Source organism: Demequina phytophila (genome assembly GCF_000971135.1).
In the GTDB taxonomy this organism is placed as follows: Bacteria; Actinomycetota; Actinomycetes; order Actinomycetales; family Demequinaceae; genus Demequina; species Demequina phytophila.
Window position 1 is genome coordinate 450,723 of record NZ_BBLW01000002.1, and the last position, 15,066, is coordinate 465,788.

13 protein-coding genes are annotated in these 15,066 nt (G+C 72.7%); 10 read left to right on the plus strand and 3 right to left on the minus strand.

Features of this window, described 5'->3' with window-relative positions:
* The first annotated feature begins 3 nt into the window (after nucleotides 1-3).
* The 6 genes from AOM01_RS04835 (at nucleotide 4) to AOM01_RS04860 (ending at nucleotide 6,826) form a co-directional block, all read left to right on the plus strand.
* Nucleotides 4-972, plus strand: a complete 969-nt coding sequence (locus AOM01_RS04835) for an electron transfer flavoprotein subunit alpha/FixB family protein (RefSeq protein ID WP_062289958.1) — start codon at nucleotides 4-6, stop codon at nucleotides 970-972.
* Nucleotides 969-2,399, plus strand: a complete 1,431-nt coding sequence (locus AOM01_RS04840) for a cytochrome b/b6 domain-containing protein (RefSeq protein ID WP_062289719.1) — start codon at nucleotides 969-971, stop codon at nucleotides 2,397-2,399. Before AOM01_RS04835 ends, AOM01_RS04840 begins: the two co-directional genes overlap by 4 nt.
* A gap of 109 nt (nucleotides 2,400-2,508) precedes the next feature.
* On the plus strand, nucleotides 2,509-3,171 hold the full coding sequence (locus AOM01_RS04845) for a GntR family transcriptional regulator (protein ID WP_062289722.1): 663 nt from the start codon (nucleotides 2,509-2,511) through the stop codon (nucleotides 3,169-3,171).
* Complete coding sequence (locus AOM01_RS04850) at nucleotides 3,168-4,700, plus strand: MmgE/PrpD family protein (RefSeq protein ID WP_062289725.1); 1,533 nt, start codon at nucleotides 3,168-3,170, stop codon at nucleotides 4,698-4,700. The genes AOM01_RS04845 and AOM01_RS04850 overlap by 4 nt, the downstream gene beginning before the upstream one ends.
* A gap of 8 nt (nucleotides 4,701-4,708) precedes the next feature.
* The gene (prpB, locus tag AOM01_RS04855) at nucleotides 4,709-5,611 is read left to right on the plus strand and encodes a methylisocitrate lyase (RefSeq protein ID WP_062289729.1); all 903 of its coding nucleotides are present in this window, start codon (nucleotides 4,709-4,711) and stop codon (nucleotides 5,609-5,611) included.
* 39 nt (nucleotides 5,612-5,650) lie between these two features.
* Complete coding sequence (locus AOM01_RS04860; protein WP_062289732.1) at nucleotides 5,651-6,826, plus strand: bifunctional 2-methylcitrate synthase/citrate synthase; 1,176 nt, start codon at nucleotides 5,651-5,653, stop codon at nucleotides 6,824-6,826.
* 13 nt (nucleotides 6,827-6,839) lie between these two features.
* Here the strand turns inward: AOM01_RS04860 and AOM01_RS04865 are convergent, their stop codons facing one another.
* The gene (locus AOM01_RS04865; RefSeq protein WP_062289735.1) at nucleotides 6,840-7,721 is read right to left on the minus strand and encodes an NAD-dependent epimerase/dehydratase family protein; all 882 of its coding nucleotides are present in this window, start codon (nucleotides 7,719-7,721) and stop codon (nucleotides 6,840-6,842) included.
* Between the two features lie 87 nt (nucleotides 7,722-7,808).
* On the opposite strand from AOM01_RS04865, the gene AOM01_RS04870 reads away from it, so the two are divergent.
* Nucleotides 7,809-8,390: a TetR/AcrR family transcriptional regulator gene (locus AOM01_RS04870; protein ID WP_062289738.1), complete on the plus strand. Its 582-nt coding sequence runs from the start codon at nucleotides 7,809-7,811 to the stop codon at nucleotides 8,388-8,390.
* Here AOM01_RS04870 and AOM01_RS04875 read toward each other — a convergent pair.
* Nucleotides 8,387-8,947, minus strand: coding sequence for a TetR/AcrR family transcriptional regulator (locus AOM01_RS04875; RefSeq protein WP_062289741.1), 561 nt, complete (start codon nucleotides 8,945-8,947; stop codon nucleotides 8,387-8,389). The two genes, AOM01_RS04870 and AOM01_RS04875, sit on opposite strands and share 4 nt — an antisense overlap.
* Nucleotides 8,948-9,169: 222 nt before the next feature.
* On the opposite strand from AOM01_RS04875, the gene AOM01_RS04880 reads away from it, so the two are divergent.
* On the plus strand, nucleotides 9,170-10,675 hold the full coding sequence (locus AOM01_RS04880; protein WP_062289744.1) for an MFS transporter: 1,506 nt from the start codon (nucleotides 9,170-9,172) through the stop codon (nucleotides 10,673-10,675).
* Between the two features lie 23 nt (nucleotides 10,676-10,698).
* Here the strand turns inward: AOM01_RS04880 and AOM01_RS04885 are convergent, their stop codons facing one another.
* The gene (locus tag AOM01_RS04885) at nucleotides 10,699-12,792 is read right to left on the minus strand and encodes a UvrD-helicase domain-containing protein (RefSeq protein WP_062289747.1); all 2,094 of its coding nucleotides are present in this window, start codon (nucleotides 12,790-12,792) and stop codon (nucleotides 10,699-10,701) included.
* A 184-nt stretch (nucleotides 12,793-12,976) separates the two neighbouring features.
* Between AOM01_RS04885 and AOM01_RS04890 the strand changes: the two genes are divergently transcribed.
* Complete coding sequence (locus AOM01_RS04890; protein WP_062289761.1) at nucleotides 12,977-14,305, plus strand: serine hydrolase domain-containing protein; 1,329 nt, start codon at nucleotides 12,977-12,979, stop codon at nucleotides 14,303-14,305.
* Between the two features lie 58 nt (nucleotides 14,306-14,363).
* Nucleotides 14,364-14,915: a hypothetical protein gene (locus AOM01_RS04895; protein ID WP_062289764.1), complete on the plus strand. Its 552-nt coding sequence runs from the start codon at nucleotides 14,364-14,366 to the stop codon at nucleotides 14,913-14,915.
* The last annotated feature ends 151 nt before the right edge of the window (nucleotides 14,916-15,066 follow it).

Here is a 15,066-nt window from a genome sequence, read left to right on the forward strand (position 1 = left end):
ACCATGACCGACAACGCTCCGATCCTGGTGCTCCTCGACCGCGACGCCGACGGCGCGCTCGCGGGATCCTCCGCCGCGCTCCTGGGCGCCGCCTCGACCGTGGGCACGCCCGTCGCGCTGATCGTGGGCGACGGCGCCGCCGAGCTGGCCGCGACCGCCGGGGAGCTCGGCGCCGCGCGCGTCCTGCTCGCCCCGGCCGGCGAGACCGGCGTGGCCGCCGTCGACGCGCTTGCCGCGGCCGCCGCCCTGGTGCGCCCCGCCGCCGTGCTCGCCTCGCACTCCATCGAGGGCCGCGAGGTGGCCGCGCGCTACGCCGCCCGTTCCCGGAGCGCCCTCGCGGTCGACGCGGTGGACGTCTCGCGCGACGCGGAGGGCGTGGTCGCGCACCACAGCGCGTTCGGCGGCACGTTCCTGGTCGACTCGGCGCCCACGTTCGGGGCGCCGGTCGTCACGGTTCGCCTCGCCGCGATCGACGCCCGCGCCGCCGCCGTGGCCGCACCAGTGGTCGACGAGCTCGAGGTCGAGCCGTCGGGGCTGCCCGGCATCACGGTGACCGCCGTCGAGCCCATCGTCGAGACCTCCTCCCGCCCCGACCTGCGCAGCGCCAAGACCGTCGTGTCCGGCGGCCGCGGCCTCGAGTCGGCGGAGAAGTTCGTGCTGGTCGAGCAGCTGGCGGATCTGCTGGGGGCCGCCGTCGGCGCCTCCCGCGTCGCCGTCGACGAGGGCTTCATCCCCACCTCCCACCAGGTGGGCCAGACCGGCGTGACCGTGTCGCCCGACCTGTACATCGCGCTCGGCATCTCCGGCGCGATCCAGCACCGTTCCGGCATGCAGACCTCCAAGACCATCGTGGTGGTCAACACCGACGGCGACGCCCCGATCTTCGAGATCGCGGACTTCGGCGTGGTGGGCGACGTGTTCGACGTGGTCCCGCAGCTGATCGCCGCGATCGAGGCGAGGCGCGGCGCGTGACCACCTACCAGCGGCGGGGCCTCCCGCGGGTGCCCGGCGGGGAGCCGTGGCCGCCCGAGCGCGAGGTGCCCTTCGCGGCGGACGATGCGCGGGCCGGGTCTCCCGACGCGGTCGCCCCCGTCGCGGCGAGCCCTGCCCTGGCGAGCGCCGCCGTGTCGAGCACGGTCCCGCTGCGCCGGGGCCTGCCGCGCGTCGAGGGCGGCGAGCCCTGGCCCGCGGAGGGCTTCGCGCCCGCGTGGGCCATCGCGGAGCCGTCCGAGGCCGAGCCCTCCGCCGAGGCGGCCGCGGCGCCCGTCGAGGTCACGTCCGCCGCGTCCGAGCCCGGCACCGTCCCGCTGCGCCGCGGGCTGCCGCGCGTCGAGGGCGGCGAGCCCTGGCCCGCGGCCGGCTTCGCGCCGGCCTGGGCCGTGATCGCCGAGCCCGAGCCCGAGCCCGAGGTCGCCGCCGAGGTGCTCCCGGAACCCGCGTCCGTCGCCGCTCCCGAGTCGAGCGGGCCGGAGAGGCCGGCCGCCGCATCGTCCCCCGTGCCCACCCCGACGCCCCGGCGCCTGGGCCGCGGAGGCCGCGCCGCCATCGGGATCGCCGCGCTGGTCGCGGTGCTCGGCGTGGTGGTGCTGCTCGCGCGGTGGCTCATGGGGCTCGACGCGGTCGAGTCGTTCGTCGCGGACTATCCGGGCACGTACGAGCTGCCCGCTGACGCGCCTGTCGGCATCCCCGCGTGGCTGTCGTGGCAGCACTTCTTCAACGTGTTCTTCATCGTGCTGATCGCCCGCACGGGCCTGCTCGTGCGGATGCAGGCGCGCCCCGAGGCGTACTGGACCCCGCGGTCGGGGCCGGGCGAGCGCATGAGCCTCATGGCGTGGACCCACCAGGCCCTCGACATCTTCTGGGTCGTGAACGGCGCCGTGTACATCGTGCTGCTGTTCGTCACGGGGCAGTGGATCCGGATCGTGCCCACGGACTGGGCGGTCATCCCGAACGCGATCAGCGTGGTGCTGCAGTACGCGTCGCTCGACTGGCCGGCCGAGAACAGCTGGGTGTACTACAACTCGCTCCAGCAGCTGGGCTACTTCGTCACGGTGTTCATCGCCTCGCCGCTCGCGATCGCGACCGGCGTGCGCATGAGCGCGGCCTGGCGGGGCAGCGAACGGCTTGACCGGCTCTACCCGAAGAGCGTCGCCCGCGCGCTGCACTTCCCGGTGATGCTGTACTTCGTGGCGTTCGTGATCCTCCACGTCGGGCTGGTGCTCGCGACCGGCGCGCGGCGCAACCTCAATCACATGTACGCCGGCACCGACGAGGTCAGCTGGGTGGGCCTGGGCGTGTTCGCGCTGTCGCTCGTGGTGATCGTCGCGGCGGCGATGGCGCTGCGGCCGCTGTTCATCGCGCCGGTCGCGCAGCGCTTCGGCACGGTGAGCAGCCGGTAGCTCGCCCGGTCGCGAGCACACTCGCGGTCTCTGTATACAAAACTCGCCCAACGGTGCTAGGTTCGCATCGTTGGGCGAGTTTGTGTATGCACTACCGCGAGGAGGCGGCGTGAGGACCAGCGAGCGCGTGTACGGGTTGCTCCGCGAGGAGATCCTCGACGGCACGCTCGCCCCGGGCGCCTCGCTCGCGGAGATCGAGCAGTCCGAACGGCTCGGCGTGTCCCGCACGCCGCTGCGCGAGGCCCTCTCGCGCCTGCAGGGCGATGGCCTGGTCGCCGCGCGCGGCGGACGCGGCCTGGTGGTCGCGGGGCTGTCCCTCGAGGACGTCCGCGAGCTGTTCGAGCTGCGCGAGGCGCTCGAGGTGAAGGCGGCGTCTCTCGCCGCCGCCCGCCGCGATCCCGGGGTGTTCGAGGGCCTGCGCGAGGAGGTGCGCGCCGCGGGGGAGCGGCTCGGGCCGGCCACCGATCTCGAGGACTTCTACGCGCTCACCGGCCGCATGGACGCGGCCATCTCCGAGGCCGCCGCGAACCCCTACCTCGAGGCCGCGCTGCGCAGCGTCCGCGCCCACGTCGCGCGCCTGCGCCGCGTCTCCCGCGACGACGCGTCGCGCCTGCGCGAGGCCACGCAGGAGCATCTGCTGATCCTCGACGCGATCGTCGACGGCTCGCCCACCATGGCCGCCCATGCGACCGAGCTCCACCTCCACCGCAGCCTCGCGAGCATCGTCCGCTCGCTGGGCGCCCACCCCGTCCCCGAGGAGTCCCGTCAGTGAAGACCGTCTCCGTCCGCGCCCACACCTCCGCCGAGGCGCTGCCCCGCGAGCAGCAGCTCGCGTGGAGGATCGCCACCGTCGCCGCCGAGCGAGTCGACGTCACCCCCGCCGTCGAGGACATGGTGATCAACCGGATCATCGACAACGCCGCGGTCGCGGCCGCCTCGTATGCCCGCCCCGCCCCCGCGGCCGCCCGCGCGCAGGCCCTCGCCCACCGCGCATCGTCCGGCGGCGCCGGCGCGACGGTGTTCGGGGAGCCCGGCGCCACCCGCGCGAGCGCCGAGTGGGCCGCCTGGGCCAACGGCGTCGCGGTGCGCGAGCTCGACTTCCATGACACGTTCCTCGCGGAGGAGTACTCGCACCCCGGCGACAACATCCCGCCGCTGGTCGCCGTCGCCCAGCACGCGGCGGCGCGCGGCCTCACGGGCGCGGACCTGCTGCGCGGGATCGTGACCGGTTACGAGATCCAGATCGACCTGGTCAAGGGCATCAGCCTCCACCGCCACAAGATCGACCACGTCGCGCACCTGGGCCCGTCGGCGGCGGCCGGCATCGGGACGATGCTCGGGCTGGCTCCCGAGGTCATCTTCCAGGCCGTCGGGCAGGCCCTGCACACCACCACCGCGACGCGGCAGTCGCGCAAGGGCGAGATCTCCTCGTGGAAGGCGTACGCGCCCGCGCTGGCGGGCAAGCTCGCCGTCGAGGCGGTCGACCGCGCGATGCGCGGCCAGACCTCGCCGACCCCCATCTACGAGGGCGAGGACGGCGTGATCGCGTGGCTGCTGGGCGGCTTCGACGCCTCCTACGAGGTGGCGCTGCCTCAGCCGGGCGAGCCGCGCCGGGCGATCCTGGACTCGTACACCAAGCAGCACTCGGCGGAGTACCAGTCGCAGGCGTGGATCGACCTCGCGCGGCGGCTGCACCGCACGCACCCGGAGGTGGGCGACCCGTCGCGGGTCGAGAGGATCGTGCTCGCGACGTCGCACCACACGCACTACGTCATCGGGTCCGGCTCGGGGGACCCGGAGAAGTACTCGCCGACCGCCTCGCGGGAGACGCTCGACCACTCGCTGCCGTACATCTTCACGGTCGCGCTGCAGGACGGCGCGTTCGACCACGAGCGCTCGTACGACCCGGTCCGCGCCGCCCGCGAGGACACCGTCGCCCTGTGGCGGCGCATCGTCACCACGGAGGACCCGGAGTGGACGCGCCGCTACCACTCGAACGATCCCGCGGAGAAGGCCTTCGGCGGGTCCATCGAGGTGACGTTCACGGACGGGAGGGTGTACCGCGACTCGATCGCGGTCGCGGATGCCCACCCTCTGGGCGCCGCCCCGTTCGCGCGCGCCGACTACGTCGCGAAGTTCCGCGGCCTGGCGTCCGGGGTGGTCCCCGACGCTGAGCAGGAACGCTTCCTCGACGTCGCCCAGCGGCTGCCGTCGCTCACCTCCGAGGAGCTGGGCGACCTCACGTTCACGGTGTCCGACGAGGTGCGAGCGTTCGCGCCTCACCCTGCCGGGCTGCTCTAGGAGGCCGCGTGCTCTATTCGACCGTCCCCGCCGCCGCGAAGCGCGCGGCCTTCCGCGAGCGGCTCGCGTCCGGGGAGCTGCTGCGGCTGCCCGGCGCGTTCAACCCGCTCTCCGCCCGCCTCATCCAAGAGCGTGGCTTCGAGGGCGTCTACGTGTCCGGCGCGGTGCTGTCCGCGGACCTGGGTCTGCCGGACATCGGGCTCACCACGCTGACCGAGGTGGCCGGGCGCACGCGCCAGATCGCGCGGGTCACGGACCTGCCGGTGCTGGTGGACGCGGACACGGGCTTCGGGGAGCCGATGAACGTCGCGCGCACCGTCCAGGAGCTCGAGGATGCGGGCGTCGCGGGCCTTCACATCGAGGACCAGGTCAACCCCAAGCGCTGCGGCCACCTCGACGGCAAGGAGGTGGTGGGGCTCGACCTCGCAGTGCGCCGCATCCGCGCCGCCGCGGACGGGCGCCGCGACCCGAACCTGCTCATCATGGCCCGCACGGACGTACGCGGGGTGTCCGGTCTGGCGGACGTGGTGGACCGGGCGCGCGCGTTGGTCGATGCCGGCGCGGACGCGATCTTCCCCGAGGCGATGGCGACGCTCGCCGAGTTCGAGGCGGTCCGCGCCGCCGTCGACGTGCCGATCCTCGCCAACATGACCGAGTTCGGGAAGTCCGAGCTCTTCACCGTGGACGCGCTGCGCGACGTGGGCGTCAATGTGGTGATCTGGCCGGTGTCGCTGCTGCGGCTCGCGATGGGTGCGGCGCTGCGGGGGCTCGAGACGCTCGAGGCGGACGGTGCGCTCACCTCCCGGCTCGGCGAGATGCAGCACCGCGCCGACCTCTACGACCTGCTCGACTACCAGGCGTACTCGCGCTTCGACGAGGACGTCTTCACCTTCACCGTCACGCGGGACTGACCCGGCCGTTCCCACCGCGACCATCACAAAGGAGTGATCATGAGCGAGACCCCCGAGATCAGGAAGGGCCTGGTCGGCGTGGTCGCCGACCGCACGGCCGTGTCGAAGGTCAACGTCGAGACCAACTCGCTGCTGTACCGCGGCTACCCCGTGCAGGAGCTCGCGGCGATGCGCGACTTCGAGGACGTGGTCTACCTGCTGTGGAACGGCGACCTGCCGTCACCCGAGGAGCGGGAGCGCGTGCGGGCGCTCGAGCACGCGCACCGGGACCTGGGGGACCGGCTCATGGGGGTGATCCAGCGGCTGCCCGACTCGACCCACCCGATGGACGTGGTGCGCACGGCGGTCAGCGTGATCGGCGGCGAGGACCCGACCGCGTGGAGCCACGACCCGGACGAGATCCGCGAGAAGGCGCTGCGGCTCATCGCCAAGGTGCCCGCCGTGGTCGCGTACATCCAGCGCCACCGCCGGGGGCTCGACATCATCCCGCCCCGTGAGGACCTGGGCTACTCGGCGAACTTCCTCTGGATGACCTTCGGCGAGGAGGCTCCCGAGGTGGTGCGCAAGGCGTTCGACGTGTCGATGACGCTGTACTTGGAGCACTCGTTCAACGCCTCGACGTTCACCGCGCGCGTGGTGACGTCGACGCTGTCCGACTACTACTCCGCCGTGGTCGCGGCCATCGGCGCGCTCAAGGGACCCTTGCACGGCGGCGCCAACGAGGCCGTGATGCGGACCTTCGACGAGATCGGATCCGCGGCGGCCGTGCCGGGCTGGCTCGACCAGGCGCTGGGGGAGAAGCGCAAGGTCATGGGCTTCGGCCACCGCGTCTACAAGCGCGGCGACTCACGCGTGCCCACCATGAAGGCGGCGCTCGACACGCTCGTCGCCCACTACGACCGCCCCGACATCGCCGCGCTCTACGACGCGCTCGAGGAGGGCTTCGTGTCGCGCAAGGGCATCTACCCCAACCTCGACTACCCGTCCGGCCCGGCGTACCACCTCATGGGCTTCGACACGGAGCTGTTCACACCCATCTTCGTGATGTCCCGCATCGCCGGATGGACCGCGCACATCCAGGAGCAGCTCGCGGACAACGCGCTCATCCGGCCGCTGTCGGTCTACGACGGGGTGGGGGAGCGTCACATCGCCGGGTACGTGGCGGACGATGCGGCGGTCGCCGCCGCGACCCGTCAGGAGGAGATGGCGGGCTGAGGCACCGCGACGCTCAGGCCTCGATGAGCTCGAGGTCGTCGAGCAGGCTCGGGTGCGTCGGCTCCCAGCCGAGCTCCGTGCGTGTGCGCGCGCTGGACGCCGGTTGGTCCGCTGCGAACACCGGGCCCAGCGGGCCGAACGCCTCGACCGGACGTTGTTCGACGGGCAAGCCGAGGCGGCGCCCGATCACCTCGACGATGTCGCGCACCGTGTCGCCCTCGTCCGCCACGGCATGCCACACACGGCCGCCGGGCGACCGCTCGAGCGCGAGGCGGAACAGCACAGCGGCGTCCGCGGCATGCACCGCGGGCCAGCGCTGCTCGCCGTGGCCCGGGTAGCCCGCGACCCCGGTGCGGCGTGCCATCTGCGTGAGGAGGCCTGCGAAGCCGCCCGAGCCGTCCGCGTGCACCGTGCGGGGCAGGCGCACGGCGGAGCTGCGCACTCCCTGCGACTCGAGCCCGAGCGCGCGCCCGATGGAGAGGCCGCGCCCGCCCACGGGTCCGACGGTGGGGACGGGGTCCTCCTCGGTCGACGCGCGGCCCGGCACGCCGGGCGTGCCGGCGACCGTGACCAGCGGCTTCCCGCTCCCGACAAGCGCGGAGCCCAAGACCTCGAGCGCCGCCGCCTCCTCGGCGACGTTGGCGGCGAGCGCCTCGGGCGAGCTGAAGTCGTTGCCGAATGCGAGGTGGATGACCCCGTCGGCGTCGGCTGCCGCGGCGCGCAGCACGTCGAGGTCGGCGAGCGACCCGCGCACCACCTCCGCGCCCGCGGCGGTCGCGGCCGCCGCCGAGGCGTCGGAGCGGGCGAGGGTGGTGACCACGTGGCCCGCCGCGAGGAGCTCGGCGACGACCGCCGTGCCGATGAGCCCGGTGCCTCCGGTGATGAAGACGCGCATGGGTGGACCTCCACGAAGTGATGCGACAGTTGTTCCATCACGGTAGCACCATGATGCGACACATGTCGCATCGACTAGGATGCCAGCATGGCCCGATGGAAGCCCGACGCCCGCCAGCGCCTCGTCGTAGAGGCGCTCACGCTGTTCGCGGAGCAGGGCTATGACGCGACCACGGTGGCCCAGATCGCGGAACGCGCCGGTCTCACCCGGAGCACCTTCCACCGCCATTTCGCCGACAAGCGCGACATCCTCACCGCCGGTCAGGAGGCGCTGAGCCGCCTGCTCGCGGAGGGCATCGCCGCGGCCCCTGCCGATGCGACGCCCCTCGACGCGGTCGGCGCGGGCCTGGACCGCGCATCGTCCTCGCTGACGGAGTTCAACCGCGAGCTCAGCCCCCTGATGGAGGCTGCCATCGATGCGAACGAGGAGCTCCGCGACCGCAGCGCCATGAAGGCGGTCGGGATGGCCGCCGCGATGAACGATGCATTGGTCGCCAGGGCGGTTCCCGAACCACAGGCTCGGCTCGCCGCGGAGATGGGCGTGCTCGCCTTCGGCAGGGGGTTCCAGCGGTGGGTGGGTCCTGTCGAGGGGGAGGGGCCGGGCGAGCTGCGCGACCGCACCGCCGAGGCCTTCGCCGAGCTGCGCGCTGCGGCCTCCGGGTTGACCTAGGGCACCAGGTCCGCGGCGATCGACTGCGCGGCCGCCTCGCGCTCGGCGGCGGTGCCTCCCAGATCGCTCCCGGGCTTGTTCGCGATCAGCACGGTCATGATCGCCATGCGGATGCGCAGGCGGTCCTCGATCGAGGCCTCGTCTGGCATCGCCGACTCCCACAGCCGCACCTTGATGTCGTGGATGAGGCTGGTGGAGGCGAGGTTCTGGAGGGCGACCTCGTTCTGCTGGACGCAACGCATCACGTCGCCGGGGACGCCGTGCGTGATGTCTCCGAGGCGGCGGATCATCTCGAGCCGGCGCTCGCGCGTCGAGGGCTCGGCGCGCATCCACTCGACCAGCGCGTCGATCGCGGAGGACGCCTCCGCGAGCAGCGACTCGAGGATCTCCTCCTTCGACTTGAAGTGGTAGTACAGCGCGGCCTTGGTGACGCCCAGGTCCTCGGCGATCTCTCGCAGCGAGGTCTGGTCGTAGCCGTTGGCGGTGAAGCGGTCGAGTGCGACGTCCTGGATGCGCTCGCGCGTGTCCCCTCGGCGGCGGGTGGCGGTCTCCGACATCGCTTCCTCTCTGGCGCGTCTGTCGCGAATCTCGGGAATCAACTTGACGGCCGGTCAGTTCCAGCATAGCGTCTCCCTTGTAACTTACCGGGCGGCTAGGAAGTTCCCCAGCCCCCGCATCGTCCCCCTCGCTCATCCAAGCCGCGGGGGAGGACCCCCTCCTGGCGAAGCCGCCCTCCCCGGACCTGCCGCGCCCCCGGCGCGCGCTCACGAAAGGCACCCATGGACACCACACCCGATCCCCGCCGCTGGTGGGGCCTGGCCGCGATCGGCCTGGCACAGCTGATGGTCGTGCTCGACATGACCATCGTCAACATCGCGATGCCCACCGCGCAGGCCGACCTCGGGATCTCCGACGCCGACCGCCAGTGGATCATCACCGCCTACACGCTCGCCTTCGGCGGCCTCCTGCTGCTGGGTGGGCGCCTCGGCGACGTCGTGGGCCGCAAGCGCATGCTCATCATCGGCCTGGTCGGCTTCGCGGCCGCCTCCGCGCTAGGCGGCGTCTCGCAGAACTTCGAGATGCTCATCTCCGCCCGCGCCCTCCAGGGCGTGTTCGCGGCGGCCCTCGCCCCGGCGGCGCTGTCGATGCTCAACGTCACCTTCACGGAGGCGCGGGAGCGGGCCCGCGCGCTCGGCATCTACGGCGCGATCGCCGGCGGAGGCGCGGCGATCGGGCTGATCCTCGGCGGCGCGCTCACCCAGTACCTCGACTGGCGCTGGACCATGATGGTCAACGTGCCCATCGCGGTGGTCGCCGTGATCGGCGCCTCGATGTTCCTGCACGACCGAGGCATCCGCGCCGCGCACGCCCGGCTCGACATCCCCGGCGCGATCCTCGCGACCGCGGGTCTGCTGGCGATCGTCTACGGCCTCAGCGAGGCCGAGCAGGACGGCTGGACCTCGACCCTCGTGCTGTCGATGCTCGCGATCGGTGTCGCGCTGCTCGCCGTGTTCGTCCTCGTGGAGCGTCGGACCCCGCACGCCCTGCTCCCGCTGCACCTGCTGCGCGAGCGCAACCGCGTGGGTGCGCTCGCCGCGGTGGGTCTGAGCCAGGTCGGCATGTTCGGCGTGTTCCTGTTCCTCACGTACTACCTGCAGGGGATCCAGGGCTACTCGCCCATGAAGACCGGCATCGCATTCCTGCCCATGGTGGCCGGCATGATGACCGGCTCCGTGGTGATCTCCGCACGGCTGCTGCCGCGGGTGGGCCCCCGCCGCCTCATGGTGCCCGGCCTGACCCTCGCGGCGCTGGCGCTGGCGTTCCTCACCCAGATGCAGGTGGACTCCGGCTACTGGCTGCACGTGCTGCCCGGCCTGCTGTTCCTAGGCCTCGGCATGGGCATGACCTTCATGCCGTCGATGGCGACCGCGACCGGCGGCGTGCGTGGCACGGACGCCGGCGTGGTCTCCGCGACGCTCAACACCACCCAGCAGGTGGGCGGCTCGATCGGCATCGCGCTGCTCAACACCGTCGCCGCGACCGCCACCACCAACTGGATCACCTCGAACGGGGCGGACACTCCTGCGGCCATGGCGGAGGCCACGGTGCACGGGTTCTCGACCGCGATGTGGGTCTCCGTGGGTGCCGTGGTCCTCGCCGCGATCACCGCCGCGATCCTGGTGAACGCCCGCCCGGGCGTGGGCGGTGCGCACGGTGCGCCCGTCGAGCCCGCCGTGACTGCGGCGACCGACGACCAGGGCGAGACGGTGGACGCGCGCGCCTGACGCATCGTCCGCCGATCGGGCGGTCAACCCCGACGCAGAGTGCCCGTTCCGGCTTCGGAGCGGGCACTTTGCGTCGGGATAGACGGGGACTCGCCCGCCACCTCCGCGACGGCGCGTGGATCCACCTCCCGCACCACGACTCCAGGATCCTCGAGCAGCTCCTCGACGAAGGGCGACTCGCGGCCCGCCACCGTGAACACGGTGACCGACCGGCGGGCACGCGTGAGCGCCACATAGAAGAGGCGCCGCTCCTCGGCGTGCTCGAACGGATCCGCACCCGGCATCGCGAGCGCCAGCAACGGATCCTCCTGGATGCTGCCGGGGAACCCGTAGCGGCCGGTGGTGACGTTCGGGAGGATGACGTGGTCCGCCTCGAGGCCCTTCGAGCGGTGCACGGTGCGGAAATTCACGGTCAGGCCCGACGGACGCCGTGAGGGCAGGAGCTTCTCGTCGAAGCTGTATCGGCCCAGGACATCCACGGTCGCGTCGCCGTCATCCGCGAGCCCCGCGAGGTGCGCCGCGATCGCGGCCGTGAGGTCGCCCTTGCGTGGCACCCGCACCACGGTGACGGGCGTGCCGGAGGCTCCCCGCGCGGCCCGCACCGTCTTCGCGATCTGCGCGTGATTGCGCGACACGAACCGGCCCGCCGCGTCGGCGATCTCCTGAGGCGACCTGAAGGTCGTCTCCAGGCGCCGGGTGAGGGCGGGTCCGAAGACGGCGTCGAAGTCCGTCATCACGCTCAGGTCGGCGCCGGCGAAGCGGTTGATGGCCTGCCAGTCGTCGCCGACGGCGAGCAGGTACGTGCCGCGCGGACGCAGCAGCGCGCGGACCAGGCGGGCGCGGGCGCGGCTGGTGTCCTGGAACTCGTCGACCATGACGAGGTCCCACCGCGCGAGGCCTGGATCGCGCTCCAGGTGCTCGGCGGCCATGGTCAGCATGTCGTCGAAGTCGACGGCGCGTGCCGCGCGCAGGTCCTCCTGCCACAGGTCGTGGACCTGCCAGTACAGGTCGAGGAACGCGCGCGTCCGGGCCACGTCGAGCCCAGGCGTGAGCGACGCCCGCCGCGCGACCTCCTCTCGCGTGAGCCCGTTGGCCTTCACGTGCGACATGAAGCTCCGCACCAGCGGCGCGAGCTCCTTGCGGGCGACGCCCTCGATCTCCGCCCCGCCGGCCCGCGCGATCAGCTCGCGGACCTTGTCGACGTCCCGACCGCCCTCGACGAACGGCGCGATGCGCGGCTTGCGCCCAGCCGCCTCGCCGATCACCGACAGTCCGAACGAGTGGAACGTCGCCGCCTCCACGCCCTCGTGCGGCAGCCCCAACGCTCCCAACCGCGCCTCGAGCCGCTCGCGCAGCTCGGCCGCGGCGTCCGCGTTGAAGGCGAGCATGAGCACGCGGTCGGGGTCCACGAACCCCCGGCGGATCGCGTACGCCGCGCGCGCCACCATGACCGACGTCTTGCCCGAGCCGGCCGCCGCGACCACGCGCACCCGATTGTCGAGCGTCACCACCGCCCGCGCCTGCTCCTTGGTCAGGGGCGACTTCTCGACCGTCGCGAAGAACTGCTTGCCGGCCGCCAGCTCCCGCCGCGCGATCTCCGCGTTCGCAGCGGCCACGTGCCCGCGATGGTCCTCGCCCAGGAACGCGAGCGCGCGGGCCTCGGACTCGGACAGGGTGGCAGGCAGCGCGTCGCGTTCCGCAATGGTGAGGGTCGCGAGCAGGGCGTCGCGCCGGGGGAGCCCGGCGAGGACGGCGCTGACGTCGTCGTACGCGATCCATCGCTGCGTGCGCACGCGGGTCTCGAGGAGCCGTGCGAACACCGGCTCCCGCGCGGCCGCGAGGGCGAGCGCGTCGCGCACCTTCGCACGGGCGACGATGCGCGCGAGAGTCGTGCGGATCGCCTCACCGTCGCGCCGGTTCAGCCCGGGCAGCCGCCTCCGAGCCCCGTGAGCGGGGCCGTCGATCACCAGACAGCGCCGGAACCACCACCAGCCCACGCGTAGCCGCGCGGTGTCCGTCCCGGCGAACGTGTCGACCCGCTCGCCGTCGCGCAGCGTCAGCCGTCCCGCCTCGAGCGTGAGGGTCCACCCGGGGCGACCGGTCCACGTCTGAGGCACCGGACAATCCTGCCGCAGCCCGCCGACAGCCGGTGACCACCGCATCGTCCCTCCGCGATGGTCGGGGGAGCCTCCACGGGTGCCGTACCCTGGTCCGGCTCGACCGGCGCCAGCCGCGTCGCCCGTCCCCACGGCGTGGTGGGACCGCGAGGTCTGCGCGCCGCCCGAACGTGAAGCAGGTCCCATGCCCCGCGCCCGCACCATCGTCCTCGCCGCCGCGGCCACCGTCGCCGTCGGCGTCACCGCCGCCTACTGGTACGAGCGGCCCATGCTCCTCACCGGCACGGGCTACGCCGCGCACAACGCGTGCGCCGTCGCCGAGGTCGCCGGCCGGGACGATGCGGCGGCCGACCTCCCCGCGAACCCCCTGGTGCCCGTCCTGCGCACCTCGGTCGCGGACGGCGAGGCGTCCACCACCATCCTCGGGGTGCTCGCGAAGCAGCGGGCTTGGGCGACACCCGGGTACGGCTGCACCCTCGCGCACGAGCGGCCCGAGGGCCTCCCCGCGCCGACGGCCGTGGACGCGAACCTCTACACCGACCTCCCGCTCACCCCGGGAGACGATGCGGCGGTCACGGAGGCGCTGGCGTACGGCTTCGGCGACGACCTGGGTGAGGAGGAGCGCGACGCGCTCGGCACCCGCGGCGTGGTGGTGCTGAAGGACGGCGAGCTGGTGGCCGAGCGCTACGCCGACGGCTTCGGGCCCGAGACGCCGCAGCTCGGGTGGTCGATGACCAAGAGCGTGACCAACCTGCTGGTGGGGCGCCTGGTGCAGGAGGGGGAGGTGTCGCTCGACGACGACCACCTGGTGGAGACGTGGACCGACGGCCGCGCCGACATCACGGTGCGTCAGCTCATGCAGATGACGTCGGGCCTCGCATGGGACGAGACGTACGATCTCGGCACGCCCATCACCCAGATGCTCTACGGCGAGGGCGACATGGGCGCGTACGTCGCGTCGCAGGAGCTCGCGCACCAGCCCGGGTCCTACCTGCAGTACTCGAGCGGGTCGACCACGCTGCTGTGCGACGTGGTGACGGAGGGTCGCGGGGGAGCGGACGCGCCGCGCGCGCAGGTGTTCGCGCCGCTGGGCCTGTCGAGCGCCGTCATGGAGGTGGATGCGGCCGGGACACCCGTGTGCTCGTCGTACATGTGGGCGACGCCGCGCGACTGGGCGACCGTCGGGCAGTTCGTGCTCCAGGACGGCGTGTGGGACGGCGAGCGGCTGCTGCCCGAGGGCTGGGTCGCGGAGTCGACCGTGCCCGTCGACACCGACGTCGAACCCGGTTCCGACGGCTACGCCTCCGGCTGGTGGGCGAACACCCGGCCCGACCGTTCGGTGGTGGACCCGGAGCTGCCCGCGGACGCGTACTCCGCGTCGGGCCACGACGGCCAGAAGGTGATCGTGGTGCCGTCCGAGGGGCTGGTGATCGCCCGCCTGGGCTTCACTCCCGAGGCCGACGACAACCGCGTGCTGACGATGGCGGAGCAGGTGATCGACGCGCTCGGGTGAGGTGAGTCGCACCCGATAGGCTCGCACGAGGATCAGTGGCATTGGAGGAGCGCGAGCAGTGCACGAGATCAGATATCGGTCGGGATGCTTGCGCCGTGAGCTGCGTTCCGGGTCGCCCCAGTTGATGGTGATCGGTACCCTCCTGGTGCTGGTGGGCGGGGCGGCGGTCGCATTCCGCGATTTGCTTTCGAGTGCATCCTCCCGGATGGCCGCGCCAACGTCGGCGGTGATCGTCGGCGTTCCGCTCTTGGTAGCCGGGGTCCTCGTGCTCATGGTGATGACGGTCAGGCTCCTCCAGGCGGCACGACGCGTCCCTGTGCTTCGCGTCGTCGCCGGCGCAGTGGATGTCTCCGTTGCGGGCGCGACGTCTCCGTGGCCGTGGAGTTCGATTTCCGCAGCGCGCGGCGATGAAGTCCCGCTGTGGGTCGAGCGCCGGGGCGAGAACTCTCCCATGCGCGTGATCCACATCGGTCCGGTGGTGCGCCGCCGGGGCGAACTTCGCGTGGTCGTACCTAGCGAAGAGGTGCACCCCCTCGTCCATGACCTCCGCGTCGCGCTGGATACTGCTGGCATCACCCTGACCTACGAGGCGGCAACGTCGCAGCCATAGTGCCGACGCCACGTAGGTCCCGCCTACACGCGCGGGTCTGCGGGAGATTCGCGTCGTGGTGGGGCATCTCAGGTGTGAGGCGCGCCCGCACACGGTGACGCCGGGCGCCGCCCCGAGCCCGCGCATCGTCCCTGGCAAAGCGGAAGGCCCG